We start from the raw sequence: 14,951 nt of genomic DNA, 5'->3' as shown, positions 1-14,951 counted from the left end.
CATCGTGGGCAAATAAAGAAAGAGTAACCCACGAAATTTTAAATGCCTATATTGCTATTAGATTAGGAACCAAAGGTTATTCTCCGAGTTTCGTTACAAATATAGTCGAACCTTATGATTGGATGCTCAATAAAGATTCTAAGGTTATGGGTGGACTGACTTTACGTAAAGAATTGAAAAAACGTGGTTACAAGTTAGATGATCTTAGAGAATACTTTAACCTCGTATCGTATGCATGCACATATTTAGTAGGTCAGTATACAGGTATGAGACCATCTGAACTATCAGAAATAAGAGTTCAAGATTGTTCGTGCTTAGTTCAAGATGATGGCGTTTGGCTTATTGAAAGTACCGTCAAGAAACATAAAGATGAAATTAGTACAGGCTTGTTTGACGACAGATGGGTAGCTATACCGATTGTTAAAGATGCAATATTAGCAGCATCATATATTTCAAAAATTAAAGTTTCACCTTACTTAGTTTCTAATGTAGATACTGTTAAACCAGGTAGTTCCCCTAAGGCAATGGCTAGTAACGGCATTACACATCAAATGAATAGTTTTATAGGCCAACTACTAGGTAAAAGTATTGAGAATGAATTAAAATTTAACCCGTATATGCTAAGACACACATTAACATATCAATTGTTTAAGGCTGAGGTTGGGTTGCCTCTTATATCGTTTCAATTGAAACATTTTGTAGAGAGTATCTCTAAGTACACATCTGCTGGCGCCACCTCGTCAGTTACGTTAGGCTACGGTGATATAGGTGAGATGCTGTCAAAAGACGGGAACCGAAAAGGTGATACGAAATCATTGCGCCGAGCAGCTGAATTAGATGCTATTAAAACAGCCCATAATCCAAATGGTACATATTATGGTGGGAAAGCGAATGAGCATAAAAAAGGTCTGATCAAGACGTTTAGTGGATATATGGCTGAAGGCTATACGGAAGAGGAAGTGTATGAGGCAATGGTAGATCAAGGTGTTGCCATTGTCCATATGGGACAGGGGCTTTGCTATGGTGGTAGAGCAGAAGAATATGACTCAAGCCTACCATGTATTGGTTCCCTACGTTGTAACCCAGCTCGATGCAAACAAGCCGTTGTAACTATTAAACATGCCCCTAAATGGCGTGAGGTTTATACCTTAAATAAATCCAACCTCAATAAACCAGAATATTCGCACAATCGTGAGCAAATTCTAGCAGCAATGAACGAAGCCAAAATGGTCTTGGAAAATCTTGGTGAAGAGGTCGAATTATGAGTAATAGAGATTATGGCCAGAAAAATAGTAGCAGCTTTGAAGCAGTTACTTCTATTCTAAATAATGCCTTGATAGATATTGAAAATGACAAAAAATTAAAACCCACTACAGCGCAACTTTCGAAGATGACTGGTATTCATCGAAATACTATCTCAAACCGAGTTTGGCCTGTCCAAAAGCTAAATCAGATCAAAGATACTCGAAAAGCTGAAGAGAAATCGCGTAAAGAAAAAATACGAGCGAATACTACCGATGTAAAAAATGCGATTGAAGCAAAGCTCAGTCGAGCACAAAATGAGGTTATCTACTGGTTTAATGAATATCAAGATATAAAAAGGGTCGCTCAACATTCAGATAAACGGTTGCAAAACATGAGAGAATCACGAGATTATTATAAAACACTATCTGACACAGATAAGAGATCCTTATCAGAAGCTAGACAAGAAATTGAGAAATTGAGAAAAATGTTAGCTTTAGAAGATGCTAGATCGAAACAGCTTATGCACTAGTCTGTCGAAAACCACCTGTGCTATAAAAAGTATAAACTTATTCCCTTTACTTAAAAGCTAACGAGAGCTTAGCTAATAAGCATATACCGCATAAAACAAGTCACATATATTAATGCTTTATACCTAACAAAAAATCTATCATTTTTCTCAACTTTCACCTTATATTTACATCAAACTGAGAATGGATACGCAATAGATTTATGATACTGGTATCCCTCAATTTCAAAATCGTCCAATGTTACCCATGTTTCAATATCTTCGAGCGACTTAATTTCAGGGTTGATGTGAAGCTTAGGTGCTGGATACGGTTCGCGTTTTAATTGCACATCGCGCATTAACTCTAATTGGTCTTCATAAATATGTGCGTTTACAATCTTATGATAAGCTTTTCCAGCCTCATGCCCCGTAATTTGAGCCATTAAAGCTAACAAAGCAAAAACCTGGACTTGATTGAAATTTTGACCTAATGGCACATCACAGGAACGCTGGGATGAAGTTAAATAAAGCTTTTCTCCTAACAATGAAAATGTATGGGTATGCATACAAGGACGCAAACATCCCATATGAAACTCACCTGGATTATAGAAAGTTAGGATTTCACCTCGATCATCAATACCATTCCGCAAGTTATCATAAATCTTACGAAGCTGGTCAAACTCCTCTCCTACTGAATTACGCCACCTGCGTCCCTGTACACCATATACTCGGCCCATATCATCCTCACCTTTACGATAAGGATTAGCTAACCAAGCTTCATTTTCATTGGCATTGGCACTCCATGTATTGCATCCAATAGCTCGAAACTGAGCTGCGCTATCATAACCACGTAGATACCCCAATAACTCTGCGATAGCCGTTTTCCAATAGCTTTTTCGAGTAGTCACTAAAGGAAACTCATTAGCGCCTACGTTGTATTCTAAATCAGCATTAATAACAGTTAAGCAACGCTTTCCAGTCCGTTCGTTTTCGACCCATACGCCTTCATCAACTATACGTTGACATAAATCTAGATATTGTTTCATTCAATAACCTTAATTGGACTATATACTTTTCTCATGAGGTAATTTCTTATTGGCCTGTGATCACAATACATTTTACCTCGTGATTTCATTGAACATTATAAAGTTTAAAGGCTTGAATGTACAAACCTGTTAGTAAAGACTCACTGGCTCAATAACCTATCAATAGACTATACCTAAAAAATAAAACCTCTAAACGATAATATATCTATCATTAGGCTTGTTATTAATTTTAAATGATAGTAATATCTTATTATTATCAATGAACATTGGTTATTAAGTCTAATTGATAGGGGTGGCGTTATGACTGTTCGTATTTATGTGAGAGCCAGCACTAAGGATCAAGACGCTAAGAGAGCCTTGTCTGACTTGATTAGCTTTAGCCAAAGCTATGATGATAACCATGTTGAGTACGTTGAGCATTTCAGTGGTACGAAGCTTGATAGACCAGTACTCACTCTGTTACTCAATGACGCTGAGGAAGGCGATATTCTGCTGGTCGAAAGTGTGGATAGATTAAGCAGGCTATCTCAAGATGATTTTGCGATTCTAAAGCAGCGCATCAAAGACAAGGGCTTGCGATTGGTGGTGGCCGATCTACCAACCACACATACGGTAAGTAAGGGCATGACAGGTGAGATCCTAGCAGTGATTAACCATATGCTGATCGACTTGTTAGCAACGATGGCAAAGCTTGATAACGATAAGCGTAGAGAGCGTATTAAGCAGGGGTTAGCGAATAGTGGTTATAAGCCCACAGGTAAGAAAGCCAATACAGTGAAACATAATCGTATTAGAGAGTTGGCCAGTCAAAACAATATGACGAAAGAGGAGATTGCTAAGGCGGTTGGTGTTGGGGTGGCTACGGTTTATCGGGTGTTAAAGCAGGGCTAACAGCTGAATAGTTGAGGTATTTTAAATAACAGTTTGTCTTTTTTATAGACACGATACTATTAGATACATAAGAACCAACTTGGAAGTTTTTAATCATGCAACCGACTTATTATAGTGTTTAACAAGTAATCTACAGTTTCGTCAAGCATGAACCGATGTAAACGTTAAATAACATTTTAGTCTTATTCATAACTTTTATTATTTCTTATTATTTATGGCACATCAGCTTGATTAGGTTTTAAAAGCTATTATCCTACCCAGTTTTTTGTCTAAACCTCATAGATTCAAGAGTAGCAAGCCATATCAAAGGTAGGATAATCAGCGCAGAACCTATTAACAAAGTCATATTTGGTACTTCGTTAAACCATATGATTCCGACCACCACCGCTCCTAGTAAACCTGAGTATTCCGCACTAGAGACTTTGTACGCTTCAATGTGTCGGTACACCTGTACGCATATACCCGCATAAATCAAAATAAATACATTTGAACTGGCGGCCGTAATCAATGAGCGCCAATCAAATGGCTGTCCTTCCCAAATAGCCAAACCAAGCGCGAATGGGATTCCTAATAAATTGGTCAAAAGTAGCGTTTGATAGACAGTATGATGTTGTGGAAGTTTACGAACTAACAGATTGTTTAGCGCCATGGTTACCGCCACTATAAGGGCAAACACCGCCCCTAAATTGATCTGTTTCGGTTGTACAATAACGAGGATACCAGCAAAACCTAATATAGAGGCTGCGATAGTCGGAAAATTTAATCTGTCTTTATAAAATAAAAAACCCAGTGGTAATACAAATAAAGGGGCGGCATAAAAAATAGCATTCGCAGTCGCAAGAGGCAGTGCTTGAAGAGACAGTACCATGAATATCACACCCAATAACCACACGTGACTACGAACAAAGTGCCATTTTATATTACTGAATAACTTGTTCTTTTTATTAATTAAGCAAAATGGCAACAGCATTAAAACCGCTGTGCATTGACGAAACAGGATAAATTGATATACCGCCGTCTCAGAGGGCAAGGCCTTTATCAAGGCGTCTGAGAAGACCGCAATGATATTTCCTAGTACCAATAGCGTCATGGCAAATGCAACACTCATCTTTGGCATTCTTAGCCTCCCCGCCCTATTCAGAATTCAGAAACTGTTAAAACCCCAATGGGTTCATGCTGATTTAACGATCTGTCAGGCAGTATATTCAAGTAACGGTATGATGTATAATGATATAAAACATATTTAGTATTACCTGAGGTAATAATGGATTTACCACCGCTGCGTGCAATACAGTGCTTCGAGTCCGTTGCACGGCTTAACAGCTTTTCAAAAGCAGCAGAAAGCCTCAATGTGACACAAAGTGCCGTGAGTCACCAAATACGCATCCTTGAAGAGTATCTTGGGGAAGCAATGTTTTACAGGCAAGGCCGGACCTTTTCGTTGACAGAGGTTGGTGAGCGTTATTTCACAGATGTGAGTGGCGCATTGGGTCTACTTTCAGATAGTAGTCAGATTATTAAACATGGAAAACCTGGGCATATACGCTTAGCTCTGTACAGTTCAGTCGCAGTGAATTGGTTGATTCCTCGACTAGAAGACTTCTATAGACAGTATCCAGAAATAGAACTCACTTTAGATATGGTTAATCATCCCTCTGATTATAATGAGCAAAGGGCCGATTGTTATATCACCGTCGATCCTCCTCCACATGCTTTCATCAGTAAGTTTTTATTTACTGAAACTTTATATCCTGTGTGTGGTCAAAAGCTTTGGGAGAAAATAAGAGATAAACCCCTTCCTGACGCATTGTGGCGGCATCCAATATTGTCTGTGAGATATGCAGATACAAGCGTGAATACAGCAGAGGATTGGCTGCGGTGGTGTAAGGCAGGCGGATTTGAATTGCCAAGCGATATAAAGATAAATCATTTTAGTCATGTACTACTAGCGATAGAAGCCGCAAGGTACAATCTGGGCATTACTCTTACCAATAATTATATGATGCAGGATGACGCTTATAAACAAAATATCGTTAGAATTCCAATGCACGAATTTCTAACAGGGGACCAATTTTACTTCGTTTGCAAGGAATTAAAGAATAATCAGGATGATATTATTAAATTAAGCGAATGGCTGAAATCCCAATGTAATTAAAAAAATCTTTACCTTATTTGTTATCAAAAGATCAAATTATGATTTGTTATAGGGGTTTAAAATGATGATTTAGAAAATCCCGATCAACAATTCATAAAGACTCATATCCTCAATAAATAGTCATTTATTTTATCTGATCTTAAATAAGATATAGTCAATCCAACTTAAAGTTGTAACAGCAGACATTGCTGAATAAATGATTTAGATCATTCTCACCCCAGCCCTGCCTGAGCTTTTTTACCTCAGCCCATTTGTGTTCAATAGGATTTAGATCAGGACTATAAGGCGGTAGCCAGAGTATACGGTGACCGTGTCGGTTTAATAGCTTTTTGATACGTTTGTTCTTATGAAATCTGGCATTGTCCATGACGATGACACATTTGTGATCAAGCTTTGGAATAACGTTATATAGTTAAGTCTTTATAAAATCGATACAGCCCATATCATGAAACAGTTTAGGTAGATTATTCTCCATCCATCCTTGGCGTAGAAACTTAGCCTGTGCCCATTTTTTCTCGATAGGGTTTAGATCAGGGCTGTATCGATTTTATAAAGACTTAACTATATGTTATCTATCAGCCCACTTTAGAACTGACTTTTAGACTAAACCTAGAAACAATACAAATAAAAAAGTTAAGTAATGCATAAGGATTAGATTATGATTGCTAATGTATTTAATTCCATCGCAGACTCCTTCTTTAATTTTTTACTAGCCATTATTTGCGTACTCATGTTATTGGCACCACTGTATAAATGGAAGTCTCGTCCTAACAAGGCGCTCACCAAAAGAATAATAATAGCAATTTTTTTAATTCCAGTCTCTTTATATCTTCTAGTAGATACTTTCAATACTAAAGACCAGCAAAAAAACGATCAACTGTTATCAGTTGCTCATTTATCTGAAAGAGATAGGCCATTAGAAAATGAAAACCATATTAGTATGCCTGATAAGCATGCTTTTGCAGCGACCCTTGAATTGAATGGTATTAGAACAAAACAAAATAACGAGAGCCGGACCAACCTTAAAGAGAATAAAGATGAGCATCAAGAAGGTAGCTCTCAGGTAAGTCTTCACTCTGAAAATAATAATGGAGGGTTGTAGACTTGTGGCACAACTCTTTGTGTATGACGAACTGATGGTCAATCCATCTGATCTCTACTATCAAATCCGTAGTAACAAACTTCGCGGATTTTAGTGACGCAGCCTGACAGTAAAAATCAAACTACACCTATCTTGGCGATACACTATCTCATTTTTCAAACCCACGAAGGCGATGTGATTTTGGTTGAGCAGTTTGACCGCTTAGCACGTTTGAAACAAGCTGATTAGGTTACTCTCAAAAGAATGCTATCAGAGAAAAAGTTGGCAGTCGTATCAAAAGAGCTGCCGACCTCACATATGGCGCTTCAATCTGAGAATAGCACTGAATTTATGAGTAGCGTGTTGCAAGCCATCAATTCAATGTTACTTGATATGCTCGCTGCTATTAGAAAGGACTATGAAGATCGGCGTAACCGTCAGATGCAAGGTATTGCTCGTGCTAATACAGAAGATAAGTATTCAGGACGTATGAAAGATTCCGAGAAACGTAAGATTATCGCTAACCTCCTAAAATCTGGACATAGCTATACTGAAATGCAAGCTACGGCTAAGTGTTTTCGTCAACTGATAGCTGTTGTAGCTATAAAAATGGGTCGATACTCAAATACTCAAATACTCAAATACTCAAATACTCAAATACTCAAATACTCAAAATTATTTTGAGGATCTGTAATAACCTTGTCAAATAAAAATGGTCTGTTATTAGAGTTCCTCTAATATACTCTGTTTAAGTAAGAAAAATATTGATTACGTTTCAGGTTGCAGTATTTTAGCCGAATCTTTTATAAACGAATCATTATCGCAACGATGATACTAATACTAGCTTGAGCTTGATTATCAAGGCAGATTTTCCTGCGTATAGCAGGATTTGTTCTAACTATTCAAACCATTTGCTTCATCTTTAAAGGTCTCTACAACGACAGAGAAAATGTCATCCCAAACTGCCTCATTTGCTAAAAAAGGATAGTCCTTAAGTAGCTTATTACTCTTAGTGCCTTTATTTTGTAGCATACTGCGAATGATTCTATCGGCATAGCTGTTGGGCATCTCAACAATCTCTTTTATCGCCAATCGTGCATAGTCATGCTTTCTTAGGTACTGTGACTCGTTATGCATCTCTTTTTCAATAACGTGAGCAATGAGTCCTGATAAGTACTGAACGTGAGGCGTTAGATCCATAAAGCGCCATGCAGGTTGAATGAGGTGAGTGTTTTCAAAATTTAAGTTTGAGCGAATACCATCAGGGTAAGTAACCGCCTGTTTATCAAAGCTGTAATGATCACGGATTTGCTCCATAAGTGGCACGGATACACGGTCTAAAATTTTATCATACGCATGACGGTCTGAGGGATGCTCAGCGATGGCTTGCGATATAGGTAGGATAATCGGCTCATGAATGACCTGGTCGCGTCTGAGTACATCGTTAATTAAGAAGCGATGTACTCGGCCATTGCCATCAGCCAGCGGATGAATATACACAAAAGCAAAGGAAGCAACCGCACTACGTATCAGTGCCGATTGTCCCTCGGTCTTTTCCATAAATGCCAGTAACCCTTTGAGCTTTTCAGCAATGTCATCAGCAGGTGGCGCGATATAGTGCACAATCTCTTTAAAGCCATTGACCTGAGTATGCGACACAAAAACTGGTGATTGACGGACACCATACTGCTGGATAACCGTTTTGCTGCCGAGTATCTCTTGTTGCAGCTCTGCTAGTGATTCAGGATCAAGCGGGATATCGCCCTTGCCGGTACGCCTTGCCATTACATCGGCGAAACGTTCAATACGTTTTAACTCTTTCCCTTCACCTTCTATAGTAAAACTGGCTTTACTCTCTCGTAATGTCATCCATACGGAGGCACGCATCAGTAAGTCTTGCCCAAATTCATCGTTCAGCTTGTCAACCATTGTGGCAATATCGAGTGCAGCGGCTTTCGTAAATGCCTCTGTTTTCACCAGTTGAGGACAGAAATGACGGGTTCCTGCAAGATTGTCATTGATACGCCAACGAGCATTCTTTATGACATGCGCAGGGCTTGAAGTAACCTGCTTCTTAGCATCTAAAGCGTCCACATAGTTACCGCCTAAATTACTCGGTACTGCTAACTGCTGACCCATGAGCCATTCATACAAGAAAGCCATTCTACGGGCATAGCTGCCTGTGGGCTCAGCGTTTACCCATGCTTGTACGTCATTAGCCCCTATCTGCTCAAACAAACGAGTCAGTAACTCTAAACTCAGTACTTCATGACGCATGTGAAACTGTAAGTGCGCAATAATTGTGTCCAGTGGCCGCGCAGTTTCCTGATAAGCGTTATGGATAACATCACCCTCTTTATAGGTTTGCCTGCGCCCACCGATACTACTGCTGACATATAAAGGGACAACCAGCTCGATGCTTGCATGACGGATAAGCCATGCTGCGCCAATAGGGTCTGAGGTAGGGGTGTTTATCATGAGTGGCTCAAGCGATTATAGATAAGCCATTTTGCAGAAAAGCGATTATGAATGCAAGATAATGGTTATTATCAAGCCTTACTGCATTAAATCGATTTTTATATGACGTTGTGATACCTGTAAATAAAGATCAAAAGGCGTATTGAGTGGATATAATGAGTTCAAATTGAATGAGGTAAATACACCGTTCTTAACATAGCTACGTAGTAATAGAGTACCCATTTCTGTAAATAATGCGGTAATCCCCCACATCAATACTTATCAAAAAAATACAGCAATTATAAGCATTACAACATTTTGGCAAACCTAATCGAAAGAAGGATTGCTAATAACAGAATTAGACCGATTATCCATAATGATTGTAAGAGAAATTTTTTATCATCCATAATTGAGACCATCCCAGATTCTGTGTAACTGACGTTTAGATTAAATACTTACACAAAATTTAGGAAGGTCTCGATAAGCCTAACCTATGAATAAACCATTGAAAAAATTTAGCCTAGTATTCTTACCATCATTTTTGTGGGTCGTATTAACTGGGCTAGGATTTGGCTCTCAAAGTCTATCTAATTTGATTGAAATTATAGGAATTTTTATAGTATCTGTGCTGTGTTTATTTATCCCAGAACGATTTATAAAATATCAACACCTTCTTCTAATACTCTTAATAATCACTGCCTTAGTGCGTTTTTTAACCCCATATATACCGGAATAATATTAAACCAGTTGGCTATCTGAACCGCCCCGACTATATCGGAGAGCGTTTTATTTGAGTCAGGCAACTTTGCCTGACTCATTAAGACTATCATAATATTGCTTTTCAAACTCAAAAGGTGATACATAACCAATCGTACTATGCATTATCATATGAATTACCCGCGTTCCAACAAAGGTAATAACGCCAGAATCAGCCATCTGATCAGTATAACGAATAGATAAATACTGAACGCCTCTATCACTACGATGAATAACGTCTTTTGGGTTGTTTCTGTCTGCAATGGCTTGATTTAACGCTGCCATCATCATATCGATGTTCATACGATTAGACACCTTCCAGCCAACAATACTACGGACAAACACATCTATAATAAACGCAGTATACTAATAAGGTGTTAAAAGGAGCTAAAAATGAAACTCGCAGAAGCCCTACTTATTCGTAGCGATATGCAAAAAAAACTTGCTCAAATTAAAGGACGTATTCGTAGTAATGCTAAAGTTCAAGAAGGCGATACGCCAAATGAAGATCCAAGTCATCTAATGATTGAGGCTAGTCAAGTCATTACTGAGCTATCTACTTTGATTGAACGTATTCACCGTACCAATGCAGTTGCTAAGACGGATAAAGATCAATCAATGCTGACGCTATTGGTTGAACGCGAGGCGTTGGAGATGCGCCACAAACTATTAATTGAAGCAATTGAAGCGACCGACACTGAGGCAGATCGTTATAGTCATCGTGAAATTAAATGGAATATTATGGTCTCAGTAGCTGGGTTACAAAAGCAAGCCGATGACCTAGCGATGAAACTACGCAAAATTAATATTGTCATTCAAGCCAATAACTGGCAAATTAACCTTGTTGAATAAGATTTGTAGACTACTAAATTTATAATTTTCTATTCTTATAGTCATAAATGAATAGAACCACCTATTGGAACCGATTGGGCGAGTGTCAGACCCCTTACCTACACAACAGGGGGTTGAAAACATACTGTAGTGTTTGTCATGCGTTGCGGGTAGACGCTTTTTTTACTACTTATGCCCCGAACACGTCACAGCTCACAAGGTACTACTTAGACCTTACTACCAGATACTGACAGTCGGTTTCAACTTTACGTTTAATGCCTCTTGATACGCCGATTATCAAGAGCGTCATCTACGAGTACTACGCATTTACCAAACTCAACACCCCGTGTTAAACCTCTCTAATCCACGACTCCATTCAAGTCCTCACTAGGGTACCGAACCAGTGAAATCGGTTTATCATAGGCATACTTACAATAGATTATAGGCGTAATAATAGTACGCTTGAAGTGGTTTTACTGCATTAGTCTATTTTAAACGGTCTATCAATGGGCTTAAAGGGTGATATAGCTGTTTCCACTCGGGTATACCCGAAATGAATCAGTAACTTAATGCCAGATTGAGAAGCTTTTCCTAAAAACTGTGTAACTGCTTATAATCCAATAGCAGGAGAATAAGCAATGACTACTCAATCTGACATTAAAAAACTGGCTGAGCAAATGGCCAGCAGCATGAGCAGCTTAAAAGTTTGAGAAAAAGGTGTGTTATTTAAAGTCTTATCTACTACAGCTCCATAGCTATACTGGAAGTTATTTAACCTGCGCTGTTTCTAATAAACTGCCATCTTTATCGAATAAGCAGTCGACGATAATGAGCGGAGCCGCATCCAAACTATCTTCAGCGTAGTAATGTGTTATGACTTCAAAGTTACCATTATTTAATCGTCTGTAGTCTGTGTTTTTTCGTTTAATGTCCATAGACTTAAAGCCTTTAAGCATGGGCTGTACTGCTTTCTGGCACTTCGTTAGCAATGCAATCTTTGATGTTTTTTGAGCTTGTTCGAGTTCAGTATTTCTTTTTTTATCAAATGGGTTACTGCCATTTTGAATCCAAATATAAAATGCTGCAAATGTAATAATAGATAGTCCTGTCAGTGTCTCTTTTTTCATAATATGACTCGTTTAGCAATAATAGAATAAGATATTTACTAACATACAAGCATAGCTCAGTTATTCTTAAGGAGCATGTTAAAACAATAATTAACCGTTGAAAGCAATGGGTAAATGTTACTCCCGTTCTGGTTAGTTCAGCTTAGTATTATAAAATAGGGCTTAATGAAACATGGATACCTTAAATATCGTGTATCTCGTAGGAGCAGTATTAATTTTCGCCAGTATCATGGCAAGTACGTTATCGGCGCGTTTGGGTGTTCCACTTTTGCTATTGTTTTTAGTCGTCGGGATGCTTGCTGGTGAAGAAGGTATCTTGGGTATTGAATTTTCTCAATATGCGATAGCCAATTTTGTCGGACAAGCAGCCTTAGCCTGTATTTTGTTAGATGGCGGGTTGCGCACCTCTGTTAAATCATTCCGAGTTGGCTTAAAACCAGCCATCACACTGGCTACTTGGGGCGTACTTGCGACAGTCATGATACTGGGTGTATTCGTCACATGGCTGCTGGATGTCGATTGGCGCTTTGGCTTATTACTGGCAGCAATCGTGGGTTCAACCGATGCGGCAGCGGTATTTTCACTGTTGCGTAATGGCGGTGTTAAATTAAATGATCGTGTCCAAGCCACGCTTGAATTAGAGTCGGGCGCCAACGACCCTTTAGCGATTCTGTTAGTCACTGGATTGATTGCTTTAAATGTTGATCCTGCCGGACAGACAGCGCTAGGCTTCTTAGGCCTACTATTACAACAGCTTAGTTTTGGTTTAGGAATGGGCTTGTTCTTTGGCTATTTCCTATCTCGATTATTACCCAAGATACATTTGGCAGAAGGTATGTATGCCATTTTAATAATGTCGGCGGGTTTAGCAGTGTTTTCTGCCACTAACTTACTGGGCGGTAGTGGGTTTCTCGCGGTCTTTATCGCTGGTATTATGATTGGCAACCATAAGGTACGCTCAACTGAGCATGTCATGCGCGTGATGGACAGCTTTGCGTGGTTGTCGCAAGCGGTGTTATTTGTGGTATTGGGCCTATTGGTCACGCCATCGAACGTTCTTGAAGTTTGGCCTTATTCAGTGGCCATTGCTGCCTTTATGATTTTAGTGGCTCGTCCTATTGCAGTCTATACCAGTGTTTTACCGTTTAAATTTAAAAATAGAGAGATCGGCTTTATCTCTTGGGTCGGCTTACGTGGTGCGGTGCCCATTACCCTTGCCATGTTGCCAGTGATTGCAGGGATGGACAATGCCTTTATGCTGTTTGATATCGCTTTTGGGGTGGTGGTCTTATCGTTGGTGTTACAAGGGACGACCATTCCTTTTATGGCCAATCTGTTTAAGGTGCGTATTCCTAACAATAAGGGCCCAAAAGAAGAGCATGAAGTGTGGGTGTCAGATAGAGCAAGTATTACGTTGTATGAATTTGAAGTAAAGTTAGGCGCGTTTGCAATTGGTCGTCATCCGAGGGATATATCTACGCGTATCAGCTCTGAAGGAATCCATGTTTTTGCCTTGGTGCGTGGTCAGCAAATCTTGGCAATTAATGAAAAGACTAAGCTCAAATTTGGCGATAGCGTATGGTATGCCATGAGTGGCGATTATGCCGATCAGATTGCGACTGTCTTTAATGACACTACGTTAGACCGTAGAGCCATCGATGATTTTTATGGCGATTGGATGCTATCGCCGAGTGTCAAACTTAAAGATGTGCCTTTCTTTACCGATAGGATGAAATTCGAATCTCTAGAAGATACCCTGAACACGAAAAATATGTGGGAACAAACGGTTGCTGAATATATTAAGGATAGCTTAAAGATGGCACCCGTAGCAGGCGATACGGTTGTGATTAATAAGGAGTGGTTATTAGTCATTAAAGAAGTTGACGGCCAAGGAAGACTGAGAACGATTGGACTAAAACAACTAGAAAAGCCAGCAGTGGCATAGTATAGTTAAGTCTTTATAAAATCGATACAGCCCATATCATGAAACAGTTTAGGTAGATTATTCTCCATCCATCCTTGGCGTAGAAACTTAGCCTGTGCCCATTTTTTCTCGATAGGGTTTAGATCAGGGCTGTACGGCGGCAGCCATAAAATACGATGACCATGTCTATTAAGTAGCTTTTGAATACGCTTACTCTTATGAAATCGAGCATTATCCATGACAATCACGCATTTAGTTTTAAGACTTGGGATTAGCGTGTATTTGCACCAGTGGTAGAATATGCTGCTGTTAATATTGTGTTCAAAGTAATCAAGCGAAAATAGCATTTTTTCATAGAGAGCTCCGATGACATTCGTACGTCTCGAAGCTTGCCAGTTGTAGCTATCGATACAGGGTTTACCAATCGGTGCATAGCCATGAGAACGAATGGTTTCAGCCTCAAAGCCGCTTTCATCCATATAGACAATGGGATAGCCTTGCTGCGTAAAGCGATCAAGCCTACTCTGGAATATCGCTCTTTTTATCGGACACGCTTTTGGATGTTCCAAGGTCTTTTTTTTGACTGATACCAAGACGCTTTAAAGCATTAAAGATGCCCGTTTTACTACAGTTCAAGCGACGAGCTCTTTCATAGTTATAATCATCTGGGTATCTTTTTACGTCTTCAATCAATGCGTCATCAGGTATTTTAGTCGGTGCTTTATTTCTGGTTGTTTTAGGCGCTAATTTCTTCTGCCAGCTGTGAATGGTGCTGGTGCTAAGTCCATAAAATAGCGCAGCTTCTCGTATGGTCATACCATCAGTGATGCTAGAAAGTACCTGTTTGCGATAGTCTATTGAATAAGTCATCGTTTATTTCATTAAATGCAATTGTTAATAGGGTTGTATCGGTTTTATTTGGATTAGACTATA

The 14,951-nt window shown here is 39.1% G+C and carries 16 protein-coding genes and 1 pseudogene; 9 read left to right on the top strand and 8 right to left on the bottom strand.

The window, feature by feature from the left end; genetic code table 11:
• The coding region (locus INT03_RS14885) for a site-specific integrase (protein WP_226951664.1) at nt 1-1,265 on the top strand (1,265 nt) is incomplete at its 5' end.
• On the top strand, nt 1,262-1,774 hold the full coding sequence (locus INT03_RS01745; RefSeq protein WP_193007325.1) for a hypothetical protein: 513 nt from the start codon (nt 1,262-1,264) through the stop codon (nt 1,772-1,774). The genes INT03_RS14885 and INT03_RS01745, both read left to right, overlap by 4 nt.
• 170 nt (nt 1,775-1,944) lie before the next feature.
• Here INT03_RS01745 and INT03_RS01740 read toward each other — a convergent pair whose 3' ends face one another.
• On the bottom strand, nt 1,945-2,796 hold the full coding sequence (locus INT03_RS01740) for a thymidylate synthase (protein WP_193007324.1): 852 nt from the start codon (nt 2,794-2,796) through the stop codon (nt 1,945-1,947).
• 300 nt (nt 2,797-3,096) lie between these two features.
• On the opposite strand from INT03_RS01740, the gene INT03_RS01735 reads away from it, so the two are divergent.
• The gene (locus INT03_RS01735) at nt 3,097-3,687 is read left to right on the top strand and encodes a recombinase family protein (RefSeq protein ID WP_193007323.1); all 591 of its coding nucleotides are present in this window, start codon (nt 3,097-3,099) and stop codon (nt 3,685-3,687) included.
• A 253-nt stretch (nt 3,688-3,940) separates the two neighbouring features.
• Here INT03_RS01735 and INT03_RS01730 read toward each other — a convergent pair whose 3' ends face one another.
• Nucleotides 3,941-4,804 (bottom strand): DMT family transporter, encoded by an 864-nt coding sequence (locus tag INT03_RS01730; protein WP_193007322.1) that lies wholly within the window; start codon nt 4,802-4,804, stop codon nt 3,941-3,943.
• Between the two features lie 147 nt (nt 4,805-4,951).
• Here INT03_RS01730 and INT03_RS01725 point away from each other — a divergent pair, with 147 nt between their 5' ends.
• Nucleotides 4,952-5,842: a LysR substrate-binding domain-containing protein gene (locus tag INT03_RS01725; RefSeq protein ID WP_025650898.1), complete on the top strand. Its 891-nt coding sequence runs from the start codon at nt 4,952-4,954 to the stop codon at nt 5,840-5,842.
• 154 nt (nt 5,843-5,996) lie between these two features.
• Here the strand turns inward: INT03_RS01725 and INT03_RS01720 are convergent, their stop codons facing one another.
• On the bottom strand, nt 5,997-6,242 hold the full coding sequence (locus INT03_RS01720) for a transposase (RefSeq protein ID WP_227677380.1): 246 nt from the start codon (nt 6,240-6,242) through the stop codon (nt 5,997-5,999).
• Nucleotides 6,243-6,500: 258 nt separating this feature from the next.
• Here INT03_RS01720 and INT03_RS01715 point away from each other — a divergent pair, with 258 nt between their 5' ends.
• From INT03_RS01715 to INT03_RS01710, 3 genes are all read left to right on the top strand, one after another.
• Complete coding sequence (locus INT03_RS01715; RefSeq protein ID WP_173240474.1) at nt 6,501-6,944, top strand: hypothetical protein; 444 nt, start codon at nt 6,501-6,503, stop codon at nt 6,942-6,944.
• Between the two features lie 93 nt (nt 6,945-7,037).
• Nucleotides 7,038-7,172, top strand: a complete 135-nt coding sequence (locus tag INT03_RS14985) for a hypothetical protein (protein WP_264298306.1) — start codon at nt 7,038-7,040, stop codon at nt 7,170-7,172.
• A 15-nt stretch (nt 7,173-7,187) separates the two neighbouring features.
• A complete protein-coding gene (locus INT03_RS01710) occupies nt 7,188-7,607 on the top strand; it encodes a hypothetical protein (protein WP_226951663.1) in 420 nt (139 codons plus the stop codon).
• 210 nt (nt 7,608-7,817) lie between these two features.
• On the opposite strand, the gene INT03_RS01705 is transcribed toward INT03_RS01710, so the two are convergent.
• Both INT03_RS01705 and INT03_RS15110 read right to left on the bottom strand, forming a co-directional pair.
• The gene (locus tag INT03_RS01705) at nt 7,818-9,401 is read right to left on the bottom strand and encodes a Fic family protein (RefSeq protein ID WP_193007321.1); all 1,584 of its coding nucleotides are present in this window, start codon (nt 9,399-9,401) and stop codon (nt 7,818-7,820) included.
• Nucleotides 9,402-10,318: 917 nt separating this feature from the next.
• Nucleotides 10,319-10,502 (bottom strand): annotated as a pseudogene (locus tag INT03_RS15110) (DDE-type integrase/transposase/recombinase); the annotation flags it as partial.
• A gap of 27 nt (nt 10,503-10,529) precedes the next feature.
• On the opposite strand from INT03_RS15110, the gene INT03_RS01695 reads away from it, so the two are divergent.
• Nucleotides 10,530-10,988: a DIP1984 family protein gene (locus tag INT03_RS01695; protein WP_025651570.1), complete on the top strand. Its 459-nt coding sequence runs from the start codon at nt 10,530-10,532 to the stop codon at nt 10,986-10,988.
• A 746-nt stretch (nt 10,989-11,734) separates the two neighbouring features.
• Here the strand turns inward: INT03_RS01695 and INT03_RS01690 are convergent.
• Nucleotides 11,735-12,094 carry a hypothetical protein gene (locus tag INT03_RS01690; protein ID WP_144297953.1) on the bottom strand — a complete coding sequence of 120 codons (360 nt, stop codon included), beginning with the start codon at nt 12,092-12,094 and terminating at the stop codon, nt 11,735-11,737.
• Nucleotides 12,095-12,266: 172 nt separating this feature from the next.
• Between INT03_RS01690 and INT03_RS01685 the strand changes: the two genes are divergently transcribed.
• Nucleotides 12,267-14,039: a potassium/proton antiporter gene (locus INT03_RS01685; protein WP_193007320.1), complete on the top strand. Its 1,773-nt coding sequence runs from the start codon at nt 12,267-12,269 to the stop codon at nt 14,037-14,039.
• A 5-nt stretch (nt 14,040-14,044) separates the two neighbouring features.
• On the opposite strand, the gene INT03_RS14880 is transcribed toward INT03_RS01685, so the two are convergent.
• Complete coding sequence (locus INT03_RS14880; RefSeq protein ID WP_264298308.1) at nt 14,045-14,587, bottom strand: IS630 family transposase; 543 nt, start codon at nt 14,585-14,587, stop codon at nt 14,045-14,047.
• Nucleotides 14,538-14,888, bottom strand: a complete 351-nt coding sequence (locus INT03_RS14875) for an IS630 transposase-related protein (protein ID WP_101204408.1) — start codon at nt 14,886-14,888, stop codon at nt 14,538-14,540. Before INT03_RS14875 ends, INT03_RS14880 begins: the two co-directional genes overlap by 50 nt.
• Nucleotides 14,889-14,951 lie beyond the last annotated feature (63 nt).

It is taken from the genome of Psychrobacter sp. PG1 (genome assembly GCF_014897815.1).
GTDB lineage: Bacteria > Pseudomonadota > Gammaproteobacteria > Pseudomonadales > Moraxellaceae > Psychrobacter.
The sequence above is the reverse complement of the archived record's forward strand: the minus strand, read 5'-3'. Positions and strand labels throughout refer to the sequence as shown.

Excerpts from the sequence above, each read along its gene's own strand:
- INT03_RS01745 (WP_193007325.1), top strand. The coding sequence starts at position 1,262 with ATGAGTAATAGAGATTATGGCCAGAAAAATAGTAGCAGCTTTGAAGCA.
- INT03_RS01740 (WP_193007324.1), bottom strand. The coding sequence starts at position 2,796 with ATGAAACAATATCTAGATTTATGTCAACGTATAGTTGATGAAGGCGTA.
- INT03_RS01735 (WP_193007323.1), top strand. The coding sequence starts at position 3,097 with ATGACTGTTCGTATTTATGTGAGAGCCAGCACTAAGGATCAAGACGCT.
- INT03_RS01730 (WP_193007322.1), bottom strand. The coding sequence starts at position 4,804 with ATGCCAAAGATGAGTGTTGCATTTGCCATGACGCTATTGGTACTAGGA.
- INT03_RS01725 (WP_025650898.1), top strand. The coding sequence starts at position 4,952 with ATGGATTTACCACCGCTGCGTGCAATACAGTGCTTCGAGTCCGTTGCA.
- INT03_RS01715 (WP_173240474.1), top strand. The coding sequence starts at position 6,501 with ATGATTGCTAATGTATTTAATTCCATCGCAGACTCCTTCTTTAATTTT.
- INT03_RS01710 (WP_226951663.1), top strand. The coding sequence starts at position 7,188 with ATGCTATCAGAGAAAAAGTTGGCAGTCGTATCAAAAGAGCTGCCGACC.
- INT03_RS01705 (WP_193007321.1), bottom strand. The coding sequence starts at position 9,401 with ATGATAAACACCCCTACCTCAGACCCTATTGGCGCAGCATGGCTTATC.
- INT03_RS01695 (WP_025651570.1), top strand. The coding sequence starts at position 10,530 with ATGAAACTCGCAGAAGCCCTACTTATTCGTAGCGATATGCAAAAAAAA.
- INT03_RS01690 (WP_144297953.1), bottom strand. The coding sequence starts at position 12,094 with ATGAAAAAAGAGACACTGACAGGACTATCTATTATTACATTTGCAGCA.
- INT03_RS01685 (WP_193007320.1), top strand. The coding sequence starts at position 12,267 with ATGGATACCTTAAATATCGTGTATCTCGTAGGAGCAGTATTAATTTTC.
- INT03_RS14875 (WP_101204408.1), bottom strand. The coding sequence starts at position 14,888 with ATGACTTATTCAATAGACTATCGCAAACAGGTACTTTCTAGCATCACT.